At 67.1% G+C, this 17,726-nt stretch carries 20 protein-coding genes; 9 read left to right on the forward strand and 11 right to left on the reverse strand.

The features are described 5' to 3' along the window. Positions 1-302: 302 nt before the first annotated feature. The 6 genes from ABD974_RS14265 to ABD974_RS14285 all read right to left on the reverse strand — a co-directional run bounded on the left by ABD974_RS14265 (position 303) and on the right by ABD974_RS14285 (position 6,044). The gene (locus tag ABD974_RS14265) at positions 303-920 is read right to left on the reverse strand and encodes a DNA topoisomerase IV subunit B family protein (RefSeq protein WP_345304006.1); all 618 of its coding nucleotides are present in this window, start codon (positions 918-920) and stop codon (positions 303-305) included. A 255-nt stretch (positions 921-1,175) separates the two neighbouring features. Next, positions 1,176-1,748 carry a TIR domain-containing protein gene (locus ABD974_RS19530; protein ID WP_425562705.1) on the reverse strand — a complete coding sequence of 191 codons (573 nt, stop codon included), beginning with the start codon at positions 1,746-1,748 and terminating at the stop codon, positions 1,176-1,178. A 218-nt stretch (positions 1,749-1,966) separates the two neighbouring features. Further along, positions 1,967-4,030, reverse strand: a complete 2,064-nt coding sequence (fusA, locus tag ABD974_RS14270) for an elongation factor G (RefSeq protein ID WP_345304007.1) — start codon at positions 4,028-4,030, stop codon at positions 1,967-1,969. A gap of 200 nt (positions 4,031-4,230) precedes the next feature. Next, positions 4,231-4,857 (reverse strand): NADPH-dependent F420 reductase, encoded by a 627-nt coding sequence (locus ABD974_RS14275; RefSeq protein WP_345304008.1) that lies wholly within the window; start codon positions 4,855-4,857, stop codon positions 4,231-4,233. 28 nt (positions 4,858-4,885) lie between these two features. After that, entirely contained in the window at positions 4,886-5,272 is a 387-nt protein-coding gene (locus ABD974_RS14280) for a GFA family protein (protein ID WP_345304009.1), read from the reverse strand. A gap of 1 nt (position 5,273) precedes the next feature. Continuing rightward, positions 5,274-6,044 (reverse strand): type 1 glutamine amidotransferase domain-containing protein, encoded by a 771-nt coding sequence (locus ABD974_RS14285; protein WP_345304010.1) that lies wholly within the window; start codon positions 6,042-6,044, stop codon positions 5,274-5,276. A gap of 94 nt (positions 6,045-6,138) precedes the next feature. Between ABD974_RS14285 and ABD974_RS14290 the strand changes: the two genes are divergently transcribed. After that, positions 6,139-7,035 (forward strand): LysR family transcriptional regulator, encoded by an 897-nt coding sequence (locus ABD974_RS14290; RefSeq protein ID WP_345304011.1) that lies wholly within the window; start codon positions 6,139-6,141, stop codon positions 7,033-7,035. Positions 7,036-7,080: 45 nt separating this feature from the next. After that, positions 7,081-7,515, forward strand: coding sequence for an OsmC family protein (locus tag ABD974_RS14295; protein ID WP_345304012.1), 435 nt, complete (start codon positions 7,081-7,083; stop codon positions 7,513-7,515). Between the two features lie 64 nt (positions 7,516-7,579). Here ABD974_RS14295 and ABD974_RS14300 read toward each other — a convergent pair whose 3' ends face one another. From ABD974_RS14300 to ABD974_RS14310, 3 genes are all read right to left on the reverse strand, one after another. Continuing rightward, positions 7,580-8,524, reverse strand: coding sequence for a hypothetical protein (locus ABD974_RS14300; protein ID WP_345304013.1), 945 nt, complete (start codon positions 8,522-8,524; stop codon positions 7,580-7,582). Positions 8,525-8,752: 228 nt separating this feature from the next. After that, positions 8,753-9,202, reverse strand: coding sequence for a hypothetical protein (locus tag ABD974_RS14305; RefSeq protein WP_345304014.1), 450 nt, complete (start codon positions 9,200-9,202; stop codon positions 8,753-8,755). Between the two features lie 3 nt (positions 9,203-9,205). Next, entirely contained in the window at positions 9,206-9,871 is a 666-nt protein-coding gene (locus ABD974_RS14310; RefSeq protein ID WP_345304015.1) for a response regulator, read from the reverse strand. A gap of 276 nt (positions 9,872-10,147) precedes the next feature. Between ABD974_RS14310 and ABD974_RS14315 the strand changes: the two genes are divergently transcribed. From ABD974_RS14315 to ABD974_RS14345, 7 genes are all read left to right on the forward strand, one after another. Beyond that, entirely contained in the window at positions 10,148-11,881 is a 1,734-nt protein-coding gene (locus tag ABD974_RS14315) for a 3-hydroxybutyrate oligomer hydrolase family protein (protein ID WP_425562706.1), read from the forward strand. A gap of 68 nt (positions 11,882-11,949) precedes the next feature. Further along, a complete protein-coding gene (locus ABD974_RS14320; protein WP_345304016.1) occupies positions 11,950-12,570 on the forward strand; it encodes a CDP-alcohol phosphatidyltransferase family protein in 621 nt (206 codons plus the stop codon). Between the two features lie 150 nt (positions 12,571-12,720). After that, positions 12,721-14,004: a class III poly(R)-hydroxyalkanoic acid synthase subunit PhaE gene (gene phaE, locus ABD974_RS14325; protein WP_345304017.1), complete on the forward strand. Its 1,284-nt coding sequence runs from the start codon at positions 12,721-12,723 to the stop codon at positions 14,002-14,004. 1 nt (position 14,005) lies between these two features. Further along, positions 14,006-15,079, forward strand: a complete 1,074-nt coding sequence (locus ABD974_RS14330) for a class III poly(R)-hydroxyalkanoic acid synthase subunit PhaC (protein ID WP_345304018.1) — start codon at positions 14,006-14,008, stop codon at positions 15,077-15,079. Continuing rightward, positions 15,076-15,462 (forward strand): YfeK family protein, encoded by a 387-nt coding sequence (locus ABD974_RS14335; RefSeq protein ID WP_345304019.1) that lies wholly within the window; start codon positions 15,076-15,078, stop codon positions 15,460-15,462. Before ABD974_RS14330 ends, ABD974_RS14335 begins: the two co-directional genes overlap by 4 nt. A 32-nt stretch (positions 15,463-15,494) precedes the next feature. Beyond that, positions 15,495-15,698, forward strand: coding sequence for a PspC domain-containing protein (locus ABD974_RS14340; protein WP_345304020.1), 204 nt, complete (start codon positions 15,495-15,497; stop codon positions 15,696-15,698). Next, the gene (locus ABD974_RS14345) at positions 15,665-16,192 is read left to right on the forward strand and encodes a hypothetical protein (RefSeq protein WP_345304180.1); all 528 of its coding nucleotides are present in this window, start codon (positions 15,665-15,667) and stop codon (positions 16,190-16,192) included. The genes ABD974_RS14340 and ABD974_RS14345 overlap by 34 nt, the downstream gene beginning before the upstream one ends. A 121-nt stretch (positions 16,193-16,313) precedes the next feature. Here the strand turns inward: ABD974_RS14345 and ABD974_RS14350 are convergent, their stop codons facing one another. Together ABD974_RS14350 and ABD974_RS14355 are read right to left on the reverse strand one after the other, a co-directional pair. Then, complete coding sequence (locus tag ABD974_RS14350; RefSeq protein WP_345304021.1) at positions 16,314-17,246, reverse strand: tetratricopeptide repeat protein; 933 nt, start codon at positions 17,244-17,246, stop codon at positions 16,314-16,316. Then, positions 17,243-17,722, reverse strand: coding sequence for a hypothetical protein (locus ABD974_RS14355; RefSeq protein ID WP_345304022.1), 480 nt, complete (start codon positions 17,720-17,722; stop codon positions 17,243-17,245). The genes ABD974_RS14350 and ABD974_RS14355 overlap by 4 nt, the downstream gene beginning before the upstream one ends. Positions 17,723-17,726 lie beyond the last annotated feature (4 nt).

Raw genomic sequence — 17,726 nt, forward strand, 5'->3', positions numbered from 1 at the left:
CTTGGTCTGTCGAGGGTAGAGAACTCACCTGCCGATCGGCTACATGATTCGTCTCAGGTCATTCTCAAGAACGGAAGGAGGAACATGTGCGATGACTTGGCCTGCGGTTCTGTGTTTCGAGGAAGTGCACTCTGACTCGTGTTCCGCTCCGACAAAGCTTTGACTTTCGTAGGGCGCATAAGCCGAAGGCGTCATGCGCCGGATATGCGTCAGCCATGCCGGATGCCGGAAGAAGGTGCATGGCGCTTCGCTGATGCACCCTACAAGGGCGTATGCGCCTTACGGCCTTTGGACCGACAGCATCAGCTGATGTCGATCAGCAGCTCCGGCAGAAGCTGCCTGACTCGATCAATCGAGCGATTCAAGCCGGCCCGATCGAACAAGATATTCGCGCCGAGTATTTCGTTGTCCAGGTGAAAGGAGATCGACGTCCGATCACGCTCACTGCTTTCGACTATTGGCGCGTCGCCGATCTGCTTGCCTTTCTCGAAACGATAGACTGCAGCCCAGCCGCGGTAGATGGTCTCGACTCTGAGCGAAGCGCAAAATGCATTGAGGACTGCCAGTCCGATCTCGCAAAGCTCATCGCCAACGCTCAGGTGACGCTTTCGGTTGTGGCAGCCTGCAAGAGCAGAAAGGAAAACCAGTGCGACTTGATCGCCGTTAGGAGCGGCGGGGTCCAGCGGCATGCCGGCATCGTAATCAATGTCCACATGGGCGCCATCAACCCGTATCGCCACGCAAGTACACTCACCATCGACCGCGGAATCCGCTGCGTGGCAGAGCGCCTGCATCAAAAGGCGGACCGGCAGCTCGCGATCGGAGAGATCGCCCACATACATGGTCGGCCGACGGCGGACGGCCTCCAATCCGCGAAGGACTTCTATGTTCTTTCCGTCGTATCTTGTGCTCTCGGCCATCACTCACCCCAATCGAATGCGCTCATTGTCATTCCGGCGCAAGCCGGAATCCAGCCTTGAAAGCTTTGGAAGCTGGGTTCCGGCTGTCGCCGAGAAAAAAACGAGAGGGATCCACATGTCATCCAGACGGGGAAATGGATGTCCCGGTTTTCTCCTGTTTTCCATGGGGTTGAGAGGTTCGATTCGTGTGGTCGGCTCGCGGCTGGGTGGAGAAGGGGAGGGAAAGTGGGTGTCCCGGTCTTAGGCGCCACTTCATTAGAACCACCTCAGGCCAGTTCTGTTGTTAACAAAATTAGGATAAGAGTTGTCTGGTGTCACTTGATTTCTTCTTACAAACGCCTCGTGAATCCAGTGCTTGACATCAATAGCGGAATTGCTCCAGCTGTATATCTTCGCAAATCCGCACTTGAAATTGTCGTAGAGACGAGGAGGAATTGTGTATGGATCAAATTTCGTGGGGTCTTGCCGCGGATATGTGGGCAATACAATCCCAAGTAGGCCGGACCTTGAGTTGTATCTCGTGTGTCTAATGCTTGAGCCTATTTCCCAATCGACATGTTTTCTTTGCCACGTCTGCGACCCTATGAGAACTACCGTCACTGTCGAGTCTCGCAAGTACTCGTCGCGAATCTTCTGGCGCACAGTCTCAGTTGATAAGTGCGGGTCGATATCTCCGATTTGCACCGATTTTGACACCATGATTTCATGGGTCAGCGCAAACAGATGCTCGAAGTGATCGCGGTAGATTTGATCGTTGGCATGGTGGTAACTCAAAAACACGTTATGTCTTGGGATTTGCAATTCGCGAAAACCGTGTATTGCACTCATTAGCTTCCTGCCCCCTGTTGATTAATTTCTTGCATTCAAGACGAATAGCCTGCTCGCCTATTTTTGGTCAAAATTTAGTTCGCATTGCCGTTTGTTTTGGCTGGTTTTGGTGTCGCAATTCTGCGAACAGTCAGTCATAAATTCCCGGCAGACGCCAAGCGCCTGCCGTTCCCATTCCGCATATCGAACTCCCCTTGTCTCATCCCTGAGTTCCCGATTCAATCCTCTTCGTGCTTAGGCTTATACGCGTCGATCAGCCTCGACTGCACCTGCCCCGGCACCGGCTCGTAATGACTGAAATCCAGCGAATACCGCCCTCTTCCGGCCGTCACCGATTTCAGCTCCGCCGCATACCCTTCGAGTTCCGACAGCGGGACCTGCGCCTTCACGACGATCTCGCCGCCGCGCAGTGAATCCGTGCCGCTGATGCGGGCGCGTTTCGAGGAGAGGCCGCCGCTGATGTCGCCCATGTGCGCTTCGGGCGCGGCGACTTCGAGGTCGACGATGGGTTCGAGCACCTGCGGGCGCGCTTTCGCGATCGCGTCGAGGAAGGCCTTCTTGCCGGCGGCGACGAAGGCGACTTCCTTGCTGTCGACGGGGTGGTGCTTGCCGTCGTAGACGATGACGCGGACGTCCTGCATCGGATAGCCGGCGATGGCGCCGCTGGCGAGGACCTGGCGCACGCCTTTTTCGACCGCGGGCATGAATTGCCCGGGAATCGTGCCGCCCTTGACCTCGTCGAGGAATTCGAAACCGCCGCCGCGGGGCAGGGGTTCGATGCGCAGGAAGACTTCGCCGAACTGGCCGGCGCCGCCGGTCTGTTTCTTGTGGCGATGATGGCCTTCGGCATTCGCGGCCACGGTTTCGCGGTAGGCGATGCGCGGCGGGCGGGTCTTCACGTCGACGCCGTAGCGGTCCTTCAGCCGCTGCAGGTTGATGCGCAGATGCAGGTCGGACAGGCCGCGGACCACGGTTTCGTTGGTCTCGACCTCGTGTTCGACGTGGAAGCAGGGATCTTCCTCGGCCAGCTTGTGCAGCGCGATCGCGAGTTTCTGCTCCTGGCCCTTGCTCGCGGCGTCCACCGCCAGGCCGAACATCGGTTTCGGGAAATCCAGCGGCGCGAGGTGGATCTGGTCTTCGTCGTGGCTGTCGTGCAGCACGGCGTCGAAATGCAGTTCGTCGATCTTCGCGACCGCGGCGATGTCGCCGGGCACCGCGCGTTCGATCTCGACGTGGTCCTTGCCCTTGAGCTTGAACAGGTGCGCGACCTTGAACGGTTTCTTGCCGTCGTCGACGAACAGCTGGGTGTCCTTCTTCACCGTGCCCTGGTAGACGCGGAAGATGCCGAGCTTGCCGACGAAGGGGTCGTTGACGATCTTGAACACGTCGGCGATGACGTGCGCGTCCGGGTCCGGCGTGGACACGATCGGCGCGGCGTCGTCGCCGACGCCTTTCACGAACGGCGGCGGATTGGCTTCGCCCGGATGCGGAAAGAGTTTTTCGGCGATGTCGAGCAGTTCCTTCACGCCGGCGCCGCTGCGCGCGGACACGAAGCACACGGGCACGAGATGGCCTTCGCGCAGGCACTGTTCGAAGGTGTCGTGCAGTTCCTGGCCGCCGAGGCCTTCCTCGCCGACTTCGAGGAAATGGTCCATGACCTGTTCGTTGATCTCGACCACCTGGTCGATGATCTTCTGGTGCCAGTCGGCGACCGGGCCGAGATCGCTCTCGCCGCTGCTGTTGCCGAAGCAATCGATCACGGACTTGCCGCCGTTCGCGGGCAGGTTCAGCGGCAGCACTTCGTTGCCGAAGGTCTCGCGCAGTTCGTCGAGCAGCGCGCCGAGGCTGGCGCCGTCGTGGTCGATCTTGTTGACGACGAGGACGCGGCACAGGTTGCGCGCCTGCGCGTATTCCATCATCCGGCGGGTGCCGTAGCCGATGCCGGTGTCGGCATCGACGACGACCGCGACGGTTTCGACCGCGGCCAGGGCCGACAGGGTCGGTCCGCGGAAATCGGGGTAACCGGGAGTGTCGATCAGATTGACGTGAACGGGCGGCTGGCCCGCCGGTGCGTGATCGGTGCTGGCGATGGCGGCGTCGACGGAGTGCCCGCGTTCCTTCTCGATGCCGTCGTGATCCGAGACCGTGCTGCCGCGCTCGATGGTGCCTGCCGTCTGGATCGCGCCGCCGGCATGCAGCAGGGCTTCGAACAAGGTTGTTTTGCCGGCGCCGGGGTGGCCTGCGAGGGCCACGTTGCGGATCTGTTGTGTGCTGTAGGACATGACCGACTCTCCTTCTGTGCGAAAGGTCAGAGCCGTCATGGCTGTCCGCTGCGGGCGCCTGCCGTCCGAGCAGCGCTCGGCGGGCGGTCATGGCGGGGCGTCCGGAAGGACGCCCGACAAGCATCGGAACTTCGACCGCGGCGGTCAAGCGGCAGCGCGACACGACGTCGCGCGGATTTGATCGCGGTCAACCGGCAGCGTCACGACGCCTTGCGCGCCCGCGAGAACGCCCAGGCGCGGCCCTGGCCGGCGGCGAAGGCGAGATGGATCCAGGTCATCGCGAACGGTTCGAGATAGCGCGCGGCGGAGAGCGGGCCGGCGTCCACGGCGTCGAAGCCCATGCGCGCGGCGAGCGCCACGACCTCGGCGCGGGCGCCGGCGTCGTCGCCCGCGACCGGCATGAACACGCCGCCGCCGAGCGCCTGCGGGTCGGCCATGTTCTCGGCGCCGGTGACATTGAAGCATTTCACCACGCGGGCGTTGCGGGCGCGGGCGGCGATCTGCTCGGCCGCGGAGGTGGTCGTGCCGACCGTGAGTCCGGCGAGACCCGGCGCCAGCGGATTGGTGGCGTCGATCAGGACGCGATCGTTCCAGTCGCCGATCTGGTCGGCGATGGCGAGCGCCGATGCGTAGGGCACGGCGAGGATCGCGATCCGCGCGTCGGCGATCGCGTCCTCGACGCGGCCGATGCGGGCGCCGAGCGCATCTGCGAGATCGCGGTATTTCTCCGGCTCGGGGACGCCGAAGAACACGGGCATGCCGTGACGCGAGAGGTTGCGGGCGAGGGCGGCGCCGACGTTGCCGGCGCCGAGGATGGCGATGCTCATGCGGATCTCCGTAAGGTCGAGGGAAGGATCATGCCTGCAGCGGCGGCAGCGGATACCAGTCCGGCTTCCCGTCCGCATGGACGTGCCGGATCAGTCGCTGCGGAAGGTCGCGCGGGAACAGGCCGGCCGACAGCATCAGCTTCGGCGAGGCCTCCGGTTCCTTGGCGATGCGGCTGCCGCAGTGCGGGCAGAACGTGCGGTCGATGCTGGGCGACGAGCGATAGCGCTGGCGTTCGGCGCTGCCCGACCAGACGATGGCGTCGCGATCCGCGACCAGCATCGCGAAGTAGTTGCCGTGGAGCTTCTGGCAATCGCCGCAGTGGCAGGCGACCACGCCGACGGCGTCGACCGGAATCGACACCCGGATCGCGCCGCAGTGGCAGCCGCCTTCGAGGCGCGCGTCGGACGCGTGCATGTCAGCGCCCCAGCGCTTCGACGACCAGGCGCGCGGTCTCGGCGCCGGAGAAGTTCTGCTGGCCGGTGATCAGGTTGCCGTCGCGCACCGCGAAGCTGCGCCACATGCCGCCCTGCACGTAGTTCGCGCCGAGCGCGCGCAGCGCGTCCTCGATCCGCCACGGCATGAGATGGTTGCCGCGCGGGACGAGACCGTAATCCCACACCGCGTTGTCGGCGAAGTCTTCCTCGACATTGGCGAAGCCGGTGACGGTGCGGCCCTTGGCGATGAGTTCGCCGTCGCCGCCGCGCGCGTACTTCAGCACCGCGACGCCGTGGCACAGCGCGGCGGCGATCTTGCCGGCGGCGTGGAATTCGGCGAACTTCGCGTGCAGGTCGGTCGCGGTCTCGAAACTGAACATCGGCGACTGGCCGCCGGCGACGACGATCGCGTCGAACGCATCGACCGCGATGTCGGCGACCTTGCCGGTGGTCTCGACCAGGGCCTTCAGTGCGGGCGTATGCAGGAAGCCGCGGCTGATCAGATCGGTCGCGCTGTAACCGCTGGCGTCGTCGGGATCGCTCATGCCGTCGCCTTCGCAGCGGCCGCCGTCCGGACTGAACAGTTCGACCGCGTAGCCGGCCTCGGCGAAGACGTGCCACGGATGGGTGAGTTCGCTCCACCAGAAGCCGACCGGCCAGCCGGTGGTGGTGGACACGCTCGGGTTGGCGATGACCAGGGCCACGCGCTTGCGGCGGGCGGGGTTCACTGGATTGGTGTCGTGCAGGCTCATGCGGGATCTCCGGTGCGGGTGACGCAGTATTGGCGTTGCCCGTTTCCTGATAAATCATCAGAATCGAGACCCATCGTCGACGAATCAGACAACAATGGAACTCTCCCGCCTGCGCGCCTTCGTCACCGTGGTCCAGAGCGGCAGCTTCACCCGCGCTGCCGAAGTCCTGCGCACCCAGAAGGCCCAGGTCAGCCGCCAGGTCGGCGAGTTGGAGGCCGAACTGGGCGTGCGCCTGCTCGAACGCACCACCCGGGCGCTGCGCCTCACCGAGATCGGCCGTGAGCTGTTCGAACGCGCGCTGGGGATCCTCGCCGCGGTGGAAGAGGCCGCGCAGGTCGCCCAGGCCGTGCATGGCGAACCGCACGGCCTGCTGCGGGTGACGATGCCGCTGGAGTTCGGGCTGGTGGCCGGATTCGCGTGGACGCGCGCGTTGCTGGCGCGCTGGCCGCAGCTGGCGATCGAAGTCGAGACGAGTTCGCGGATCGTCGATCTGGTGCACGAAGGCTTCGATCTGGCGATCCGGGTCGGGTCGCTGGCCGATTCGCGATTGGCGGCGCGCAGGCTGGGCGAACTGCGCTACGGGCTGTACGCGGCGCCGGCCTATCTGCAGCGACGCGGCGAGCCGCGGCATCCGTCCGAACTGGCGGCGCACGATCTGATCGCGTTTTCGCCCGCGGGCAAGCCCGCGCCCCTGCGGCTGCAGGACGCCGAGGGCCGCATCGAAATCATCGAAGCGGCGCCGCGCCTGCGCGTCGACAGCCGGTATGCCCAGCGCGATGCGACCCTGGCCGGACTCGGCATCGCCGAGAACCTCGATGCGATTTCGGCCGAGGATGTCGCCGCCGGGCGCCTGATGCCGGTGCTGCCCGGCTGGATGCGCGCCCCGGTTCCGGTGCATGCGGTCTTTCCGAGCCAGCGGTATCTGACGCCCAAGGTGCGCGCCTTCGTCGAGCACGCGCTGGCACATTTTCCGGCAACGCGATCCGGGTAGACTCCTGGTTCCCTACAGCATTCTCCCCTCGACAGGAATTCGATCATGGCCCTGAAACGCATCGCGACCGCGCATTGGGAAGGCGACATCCAGACCGGCAAGGGCGGCATGAGCACGCCGCAGAGCGGCCTGTTCGCCGACCAGAATTATTCGTTCAAGACCCGCTTCGGCGACGAGAAGGGCACCAACCCCGAAGAACTGCTGGCCGCGGCGCACGCCGGCTGCTTCAGCATGGCGCTGAGCGCGGTGCTGGGCCGTGCGGGCTTCACGCCGACCCGCATCGAGACCCGCGCCGAAGCGACGATGGAGCCGGGCATGGATCCGGGCCCGACAGTCACCGGCGTGCATCTGATCGTCAGCGCCACGGTGCCGGGGATCTCCGCCGAACAGTTCGCCGAGATCGCGAACGCCGCGAAGGCCGGCTGCGTGATCTCGCGCGCGCTCGCGGTGCCGGTGACGCTGGACGCGACGCTGGGCTGATCGGCCGACGCCCCGTGCCGACGACGCGCGTCGTCGGCACGGGCGCGCGCGGCGCGTCCGCCGTTCAGCGGATGAACGGCGAACGCATCAGCTCGCTCTTCTCCACGTTCAGCAGGATGGCCTTGTCGAAGAAATTCGTGGGGTTGCCCATGATCGAGTAACCGGACTGCGGATCCTTGGGGTCCGGTCGGGTATCGGGATGGGGCAGGCCGAAGGCGTGGCCGAGTTCGTGGCCGACGCTGTAGATCGCATCCGTACGCGCGCGGTCTTTGGCGGCGAAGTTTTCGCCGTTGTATTCGGTCATCGACGGGGGTTGCGCCGAGAAATGCCAGCGGTTGATCGCGCCGGCGCCGGAGGCCGCCATGCCTCTTCCGATATACGGAGCGACGCACAGGATCGTGCCGTTGGTGTCGATGCGCCGGCCGAACGCGTTGCCGACGGTGCCTTCCATTCTGCGCAGCAGCAGTTCGCGGTTGTCTTCCGCCGGGAACTGGTCCGCGGGGTTCGGGATGACATGCGTCGGGTTCGCGGGATTCGGGACGATGACGTCTGGGATGCTGGTGGTCTTCGCCCACAGATCCCACTCGTTGGCGGAGGCGGAACTCCAGATCACGATGGCGCCCTGCACGAAACGGAACGACTTGCCGTTGAGCTGATGGCCGTACCAGGCTTGGGTGATGCGGAGATTGCCGAGCAGGTTGTCGATCGCGGCGCGTACGCCGTCGACGTTCCTGGACAACTCGCTCGCGACGATCACCACCGGAAGAATTTCGTGCTGTCCGGAATCGAAATCGATCGCGCGCCAATCCCCGCGCCCGGCGCCCATCGCAACCGCGCGGAACCTGGGTCCGTGGAGAAGCGCGACGATGCGATTGAAGTCGACGTGATGCATGTTCTGGCCGACGCGCACGCGCCAATCGCTCGCGTGCTCGCCGGTGGCGACCAGTTGGGCGCCCTTGCCGTAAATCGGTTCGATCGCATGGGCGATCTCGATGCCGCGGATATCCATTTGGCGTCCTCCTTGCTGCTGGGTGGCGGACGGCGTTGCGCGCGTCCGGAGCAGGAGATGCGATAGCGCACGGCCATCGTCGATGGCCTGTGCCTCGCCGCGCGCATGGTCGATGCGCGCGGGGATATTGCCTCTGGTCGAATCCCCCGCCGCGAGCCTATCGCCTGCGAGGCCTGGATCGCAAGCCGGAGCTCGGTCTCGATCGTGTCGATCGATGCGGCCGGGCATTCATTTCGAACCCGATGCCCGCAGCGCGCGGACCTGCGGCAACAGCCTGCGCGCCGCGTCGACCGGCGCGGAATGGCCGCAGTTGTCGATGAAGTATCGTTCCGGATTCGCGTCCCGGTGCAGGAACAGCAGATAGGTCGTTCCCGCATCCAGCGGAAAGCGTGCGCTGGTGTTGGGAGTCTCGACGTACAGCCGCTTCGGAATGCGGCCGCGGAAGATCTCGCGGACCCGGATTTCGTGAATGGTCGCGACGTAGCCGTCGGGGTCCTTCGGGTCGACCGCGTGGCGCACGAACCGGGCCGTGCCGGTGGCGACGATGTCGCTGTCGGCGAATTCTTCCGGTAGTGAGGGATGACGGCCGTCCGTGCAGAGCGCGGACGCCGGGCCGGCCGCGACCGCCAGGGCCGAGGCCAGCAGCGTCGTGAGCGCGATGCGTGCGGAGCGTGGCATCGCTCAGGGCTCCATCTGTCGCGCCGGGTCGCTGATCTCCAGTTCGCGCAGGATCACGCTGGCCTGGGTGCGGTTGCGCGCACCGAGTTTTTCGAAGATCGCGCTGAGATGCGCCTTCACCGTGCGTTCCTGCACGTCGAGGCGATCGGCGATCTGTTTGTTGAGCAGGCCCTCGGCGACCAGCGCGAGCACCCGGAACTGCTGCGGCGTGAGGCTGGCGAGACGCGCGGCGAGGTCGGCGTCGCCAGGCGCGGAGCGGGCGCGGGCCACGGCGGGACGCAGCGCGGGCGGCAGCCATTCCTCGCAGGCCAGCACGGTGCGGATCGCATCGCGCAGTTCTTCCAGCCCGGCGCTCTTGGGAATGTAGCCGGCGGCGCCGTGGTCCAGCGCGCGGCGGATGATCTGCGGGTCCTCGTTCGCCGAGACCAGCGCGACCGCGACCGCGGGATACTGCGCGCGGATCGCCGCCAGTCCGGCGAGGCCGTGATTGCCGGGCATGTGCAGATCCAGCAGGACCAGATCGATGTCGGGCCGCGCTTCCAGCGTCGCCAGCACGTCGTCCAGCGACGCCGCTTCGCAGGTCTGCACATCGTCCGCGGCCTCGGCCGCCGCGCCGCGCAGGGCGGCCCGGAACAACGGATGGTCGTCGGCGATCAGAAGCTGCGGCATGGTCGGGTCGGTGCGGGTCGGCGAAAAAAGCGGAAGCGATCCGGTGAAGCCTAGCAGGGCGCGGGCATGGCCGCGGGTCGTCGCTCTGGTACCAAAGTACGATGCCATCGCCGGTCCCGGCTGCTACGTTGCGTCGTTATGACTTTGAATACCTTCTTCCGTTCCGCGTTGCGCCTCTCCGCCCTCACCGCGCTGACCACCGCCATGGCCGCCTGCGCCAGCGGCCCGCGTAGTCCGGAGGATGAGAAAACGGGAACGCGCGTGCGGGAGTCCATGATGTTCAGCGCCGATCGCGCCACCATGCATCGCGATGGCGATGATCTGTTGACCGCGGGGCTGGGCCTCGCCGGGCTGCGCAGTCTCGCGCCGCCGCCCTTCGCCGATCCGACCGCGCCCACCGCGGCGGAACTGCGTCGCCGTGCGATCTGGAGCAACTGGCGCGGCATCGCCGATCTCGCCCCGGGCGGCGGTTACGGCGAGCTGTACGGCAGCACCGCGACGGTGCCCGGCCGCGAATTCTCCGCGTTCGCGACCGTGCCCGGTGCGCATCAACCGCACCGGGTGCTGGTGCAGGTGCCGGATGCGTTCGACCGCAAGCGCCGCTGTCTGCTGGTGGCGCCGTCGTCGGGTTCGCGCGGCGTCTACGGTGCGATCGCGGTCGCCGGCGCCTGGGGCCTGCCGAAAGGCTGCGCCGTGGCCTACACCGACAAGGGCACCGGCACCGATTATTTCGATCTCGACACACGCAGCGGCGCGCGTGCCGATGGCACCGTCGGCGCGGACGCCGCCGGTGGTCTCGCGTTCGCGCCGGCGGCCTCCGCGGGCGCATCGGGCGTCGCGTTCAAGCACGCGCATTCGCAGGACAACCCCGAGGCCGACTGGGGCACGCACGTGCATCAGGCCGCCGCGTTCGCGCTGCAGGCGCTCGATCGCGCCTTCCCCGCCGACGCGCCCTTTACCTTCGACAACACCCGCATCATCGCCGTCGGCATCTCCAACGGCGGCGGCGCGGTGTTGCGCGCGGCCGAGCAGGACGGCGACTGGCTGGACGCGGTGGTCGCGGGCGAGCCCAGCGTGCTGGTCGACGGCGCCGGCAGCCGCGCGCTTTACGACTACACCACCGAAGCGGCGTTGCTGATGCCCTGCGCGCTGCTGACGATGGAGAACCTGCCGCAGCCCCCGCTGCAGGCGCAGGCGCGGGCCGGCTGGATCCAGCGCTGCGCCTCGTTGCGCGATGCCGGTGTGATCGAAGGCGCCGACACCGACGCGCAGGCGCGCGATGCCCGCGCACGCCTGCATGCGCAAGGCTGGACCGATGAGGCGCTGCGCGCGGGTGCGCTGAGCGTGGGCTTCGATCTGTGGCGCGCGGTCGCGATCACCTACGCCTCGGCGTATGGCCGCTACGGCGTGGGCGAACATCCCTGCGGCTATCGCTGGTCGATGCTGGCCGCCGACGGCACGCCGCGCGCGGCGACCGCCGCCGAGCGTGCCGCGTGGTGGAGCGACGCCAGCGGCATTCCGCCGGGCGCAGGCGTGGGCATCGTCGACGAGATCGCGAAGGTCGATCCCGCCGCGATCCGCCTGCACTGCCTGCGCGATCTCTGGCGCGGCGCGTCCGCCGATGCCGAACGGGTGCGCCGCGGCGTCGCCGAGACCCGTGCCGGCCTGCCGCGCGCGGGATTGCCGGTGACGGTGATCCATGGCGTCGACGACGGCCTGATCCCGATGGCCTTCACCAGTGCGCCGTACGTGGCGAAGGCTCGCGCCGCCGGCCGCGACGTGCGTTTCTGGCAGGTGCGGAACGCCCAGCACTTCGACGCCTTCCTCGGCTTGCCGGACTACGGCGCGCGCTATCTGCCGATGTTGCCCTACGTCTACGCGGCGCTCGATCGCACCCTGGCCGCGCTCGAAGGCGAGGGCGCCATGCCCGTCGACGCGGTCGTGCAAACCGTGCCGCGCGCCGGCAAGCCGCTGACCGCCGAGCATCTGGCGATGCCCGCAGCGCGATAGCCCGACGCGCGCCTGCGCTTGTGACCCCGCCGCATCGCTGGCAAGCTGGGGTCACTGGAGGGCAATCGATGATGATCCGGCGCCATTTCTCGATGTTGCGGGATTTCCATCTCGCCGACTGGCTCACGCTGGCCAACGCCTTCTGCGGCGTGAGCGCGGTGTTCTGTGCGCTGCGCTACATGCAGTCCGGCGCGAAGCACGATCTCATCTGGGGCCTCGCGCTGGTGCCGCTGGCCTTCGTGTTCGATGCGCTGGATGGCCGCGTCGCGCGCTGGCGGCAATCGTCCTCGACCCTGGGCCGCGAACTGGATTCGCTGGCCGACGTCATTTCCTTCGGCGTCGCGCCGGCCGCGCTCGGTTTCGCCGCCGGCCTGCAGGGCGGCTGGGACTGGCTGGTGCTGGGCTATTTCGTGTGTTGCGGCGTGAGTCGCCTGGCGCGCTTCAACATCACCGCCGAACAGCTCGCCGACGGCGGCGACAAGGTGACGCATTTCGAGGGCACGCCGATCCCGACCAGCCTCGCGCTGGTGGTGATGCTGGTGGTGGCGATCGACGCGGGACGGATCGGCGGCGATTTCTGGTTCGGCGCCTATCAGGTCGGCCCGTGGATCCTGCATCCGCTGGTGCTGGCCTACGCGCTGTCCGGCTCGCTGATGGTCAGCAAGACCCTGCGTATTCCGAAGTGGTGAACCCGCGGCCCCGGGCCGCGACGACGACAAGGTGATTCTGGCGGCTGCGGTCTTCGCGGCCGGCCTGCATCGCGGGTCTGCGGGTCGTGTCCGCGCGGTCGTCCGCGGTCGCCGTTGTTATCATGGCCTTCTCTGACCGGGAGCGATGCGATGCGCAATGCAGGTGGTTTCGGAAGTGGCGGCCCCGGAGGTTTCGGCGGGCCCCCCGACTTCGGCGCGATGGCGCAGCAGTACTGGAGCGCATTGACCGATGCCATGCGTTCGGCCGGCGGCGCGCCGCGTCAGCAACAGGATCCCTGGCGTGCCGCGATGGACAGCTGGTCGCAATTCGCCGGCGGTGGCGTGCGCAACGAGGCCGCGGAGGTCGTCGAACGCTTCTCGACCCAGGCCCGGCAATGGCTGGGCACGATGCAGCAGGTCGCCGGGCAGTTCGCGGGCCGCAACGCCAGCGCGGGCGACATCGCTTCCGCGTGGCGCGACGCCCTCGGCGGCGGCAATGCCTTCACCAGCCTGTTCGACGGTCTCGGCGGCCGCGGCCAGTCGGGTTTCGATCAGTGGTACGCGCAGATCGCGCCGTTGATGACCGCGTTCTCCGGCAACGCCCTGATGGGCGGACTGCGCGAGGAAAGCCTGGGCTGGCTGCGCACGCCCGCGTTCGGCCTCAACCGCGAACATCAGGAACGCTGGCAGGCGCTGGCCGAGGCCCAGCTCGATCTGCAGCGGAAGAACGACGATTACACCGCGTTGATGCTGGAAGCCGGCAAGGATGCGTTCGAGCGCTTCGAGCGCAAGCTCGCCGAACGCAGCGAACCCGGTCGCCAGCTGCAGTCGGCGCGCGCGCTGTTCGACCTGTGGATCGACGCCGCCGAGGAGGCGTATGCCGAGATCGCGCTGGCGCCGCGCTTCCGCCGGGTCTACGGCGATCTGGTCAACGCGCAGATGCGCGTGCGCGCCGGTGTCCAGCGCGAGATCGAGCACATGGGCAATCTGTTCGGCCTGCCGGGCCGCACCGAAGTCGACGCCGCGCATCGCAGGATCGCCGAGCTGGAGCGTCAGGTCCGCCGGCTCTCCGCAAGCCGTACGGCCGCAGGTGCCGAAGCGCCGCGGCGTGCCGCGCCGACGGCCGAACGCCCCGTCGCCGAGACGTCGAAGCCGACCCTGTCGGTGGTGAAGTCCTCTGCGCCGAAGTCCGAAGCATCGAAACCCGCTGCACCGGCGAAGACCGCGACGAAGAAGGCGTCGGCGAAAAAGGACGCGCCCGCGAAGGCGTCAACGAAGAAAGCCGCGCCGACGAAAGCCGCGGTCGCGAAACCGTCGCGCGCGGCCGTCAAACCGGCCGCCAAGCGTGCGCCGCGGCAGGCGATCGCGTCGATCCCGATGCCGGAGCCGTTGAAACCGTTGCCGCCGGCCAAGGCCGCGAAGAGGACGCGCTGACATGTACAACAGCCCATTCGACGTTTCTCCCGACAAGCTGGCCGAAGAAGCGGCGACCCTGCAGCAGAAGCTCGGCGCCGGCCTCGCCACGCTGCGCGAACTCGACGACGTGCATTACGGCGTCACCGCGAAGGAAGAGGTGTGGCGCGACGGCAAGGTCGTGCTGTACCGCTTCCGCGGCGAACGCGCGCCGACCGCGAAGATTCCGCTGCTGATCTGCTACGCGCTGGTCAACCGCCCGTACATGGTCGACCTGCAGGACGACCGCTCGCTGGTGAAGAACCTGCTGGCGCTGGGCGAGGACGTGTACCTCATCGACTGGGGCTACACCGACCGTTCCGATCGTTTCCTCACCCTCGAGGATTACATCGAACGTTTCCTCGGCGGTGCCGTCGACCATCTGCGCCAGGCGCACCGGCTGGAGGCGATCAACCTGCTCGGCATCTGCCAGGGCGGCGCGTTCTCGCTCACCTACAGCGCGCTGCATCCGGACAAAATCAAGAACCTCATCGCCATGGTCACGCCGGTGGATTTCCACACCGACGACAACATGCTGTCGAACTGGACCCGCGGCCTCGACATCGACCTGTTCGTCGACACCCTGGGCAACGTGCCGGCCGACCTCATGAACCTGTGCTACCTCACGCTGAAGCCGTGGCGGCTGTTCGTGCAGAAATACGTGGGCATGGTCGACATCCTCGACGACAAGAAGGCGATGGAAGACTTCCTGCGCATGGAGAAGTGGATCTTCGATTCGCCCGACCAGGCCGGCGAAGCCTTCCGCCAGTTCATCAAGCAGTACTACCAGGGCAACGGTTTCGTGAACGGCGGCATCGATATCGGCGGACGTCCGGTGGATCTGGGCTTCGTCGACATGCCGGTGCTGAACATCTTCGCCGAGCAGGATCATCTGGTGCCGCCCTCGGCCTCGAAACCGCTCGGCGGGTTGATCGGCAGCGACGACTATTCCGAACTGTCGTTCCGCGGCGGTCACATCGGCATCTACGTGTCGGGCCGCGCGCAGAAGGAAGTGCCGGGCGCGATCCACGACTGGCTGGCGAAACGCGCGAAATGAGGGCGTGGCTCGCATGCGCGCTGCTGCTCGCGGCGACGATGATGTGGGCGGCCGCGCGTCCGGCGGACGCCGCGCCGTCGCCACAGGCGCAGCGCGAAATCGACGCGCTGATCGCCGGTCTCGGCGCGTCCGGCTGCGCGTTCGAACGCAACGGCCGATGGTACGACGCGAAGACCGCGCAGGCGCATCTGCAGAAGAAATACGACTATCTGCGCAAGCGCGACATGGCCGACACCGCCGAACTGTTCATCGAACGCGCCGCGAGCGAAAGCAGCATGAGCGGCAAGCCCTACCGCGTGCGCTGCGCGGGCAAGGCCGCCGAGCCGTCCGCGCAGTGGTTCAGGCAGCGGTTGCAGGCGCTGCGCGCCGCACCGAAGCGCTAGACTTTCCGCGTCACGACGCCCCGGAACTCCGCATGGCCGCCACCCGAACTCTCGTCCGCGTCCGCAACGACCGCGTCCTCGCCGGTGTGGTCGGCGGCATCGCCGCTCGCTTCGGCTGGAACGCGACCCTGCTGCGCGTCGTCTACGTGCTGGTCTCGGCGCTGTCCGCGGCGTTTCCCGGCATCCTGGTCTATCTGATCCTCTGGCTGCTGATCCCGGAGGAGGGCGCCGCGTGACGCCCTGGCGACGCGCGCTGCTGTTGGGCATCGGCCTGCTGTGGACAGCGCCCAACAGCCTGCTCGGCCTGATCGCCGGCGCGCTGTCGATGCCGTTCGGTGCGCGCCCGAAGCTGCGCACGCGCGATCTCGCGCTGGTCTTCCACGGGTTTCCGTTGGGCCCGGGCGGCGTGCTCACGCTCGGCAACGTGATGCTGAGCACGCACGGCGATCTCGACGCGCTCTGCACCACCTACGCCCATCGCGCGAAGTGGTGCGTGCAGCCGCGGACCCGTATCGGCGACCACGAGCGCGCGCACGTGTTGCAGTACATGACGCTGGGGCCGCTGTTCCTGCCGCTGTACTTTCTTTTCGGCGGCGTGAGCGTGCGCAATCGTTTCGAGCGCGCTGCCGATCGCTACGCGCTCACCGGCCGCGGCTGGTGGCCGTGGTTGCGGGCGAATTCGAAGGCGGAGACGCTGCGGCTCGGTGAGCCGTTGGAGCGCTCGCCGTAGGCTGGTGCTGAGCGCAGCGAAGCCCAGCATCCCGTTGATCGCACCGAACAAAAGCGCTGGGCTTCGCTGCGCTCAGCACCAGCCTACGGATGCACGCTCAACCCAGCCTGCGTTTCGCGGTTCAATAATCCGGCCGCAGGCGCACGGTTCCCAGTTCGCGGCGCACGCTTTTCTGGAAGATCGACGGCGCGAACCAGGTGTAGACGCAGAAGCCGAGCCAGACCACCGACAGCATCGACGCGCCGTCCTTGAGGCCGTGATCGGTCAGGGCGATGCCGGCGGCGCGGTAGAGCAGATATACGCCCACCAGCAGCGCGATCGCGCGCCGGTTCGAGCCCGCGGAAATCCAGGTCTGGAACCGCCACCACAGTCCGAGCAGCCAGCTCTGCCGTGCCTTCACCGCGGCCAGCAGGGTGAGCGCGCCGGCATCGCCCGGATCGTTCTGCAGCGCCCAGACGGCATGGGTGCGGGCGTCGTTCACGCGCCCGGCCGCGAGGTCGCAATGGCCGAGCAGGGTCAGCGCATCGACGTGCCCCGGATCGATCTCCAGCGCGCGTTCGGCGAGCGCCCGCGCCGGTTCGCGACGACCGCGCTCGAATTCGATGTGGCCGTATTGCGCGAGGATGCCGGCATCGTCCGGCGCCATCGCATGCGCCCGCGCGATCTCCTCCAGCGCCCGTTCCGGTCGACCCCAGGCCTGATTCAGGCTGGCGGACATCGCGAGGATGTCGGCGTCGTCCGGCGACAGCGCGCGCGCGGCGTCCAGATGCGCTTCGGCCTCGCGGAAGCGCCGCAGCGCGATCGAGACCGATGCCATCGCCATGTGCGCGAGTTCGGAATCCGGATCCAGCATCAGCGCCTGTTCGGCTTCGAGCTTCGCCGCGTGCAGCCGGTGGCGCGACACCAGACAGACCGCGAGGTAGGCGTGGGCGGCGCTCAGTTCGGGCGTCTCGCCGAGCACCCGGGTCAGCACGTCGATGGCCTGATCGGTGTGGCCGCCGCGCATCAGGCGCGCGGCGTGTCCCAGCAATTGCAGGGTGCGCAGGTCGCTCATCGCAGGGCCTCCGAGATCAGCCACGGCAGCTTCAGGTCGTCGAGCGCGCTGCGCGCGATCAGGAAGCACACCAGCAGGCCGACGATGCCGTTGCGGAGCACGCCGCCGAAATGGACGATCAGCTCGGCGCTGCGCGACTGACTGATGTACAGCGCGTAGCCGAGCGAAGGTTTCAGCGCGGCGAACGCCAGCAGCGCGTATTGCAGCGAGGCCTTGTCGGGCAGCAAGCCCTGCTCGGCGGCCATGCGGATCAGGAAGGCGAGGGCGACGCAGCCGAGCAGGCTGCCGGCGATGTACGCCCCTTCGCGCGCGGCGGACACGCTGCCGAGGGCGCGGCTGTTGAACGCGAACCAGGCCAGACCCAGCGCGTTGCCGGAGAGCATGATCGCCAGCAGCGGCCACATCGGATCGACCGCATAGCGGATCAGGCCGGAGGGCCGGGGTTCGTCGGGGATGCGATAACGGACGACGGCCACGGCG

The organism is Lysobacter hankyongensis, assembly GCF_039543145.1.
GTDB classification, from domain to species: domain Bacteria; phylum Pseudomonadota; class Gammaproteobacteria; order Xanthomonadales; family Xanthomonadaceae; genus Lysobacter_I; species Lysobacter_I hankyongensis.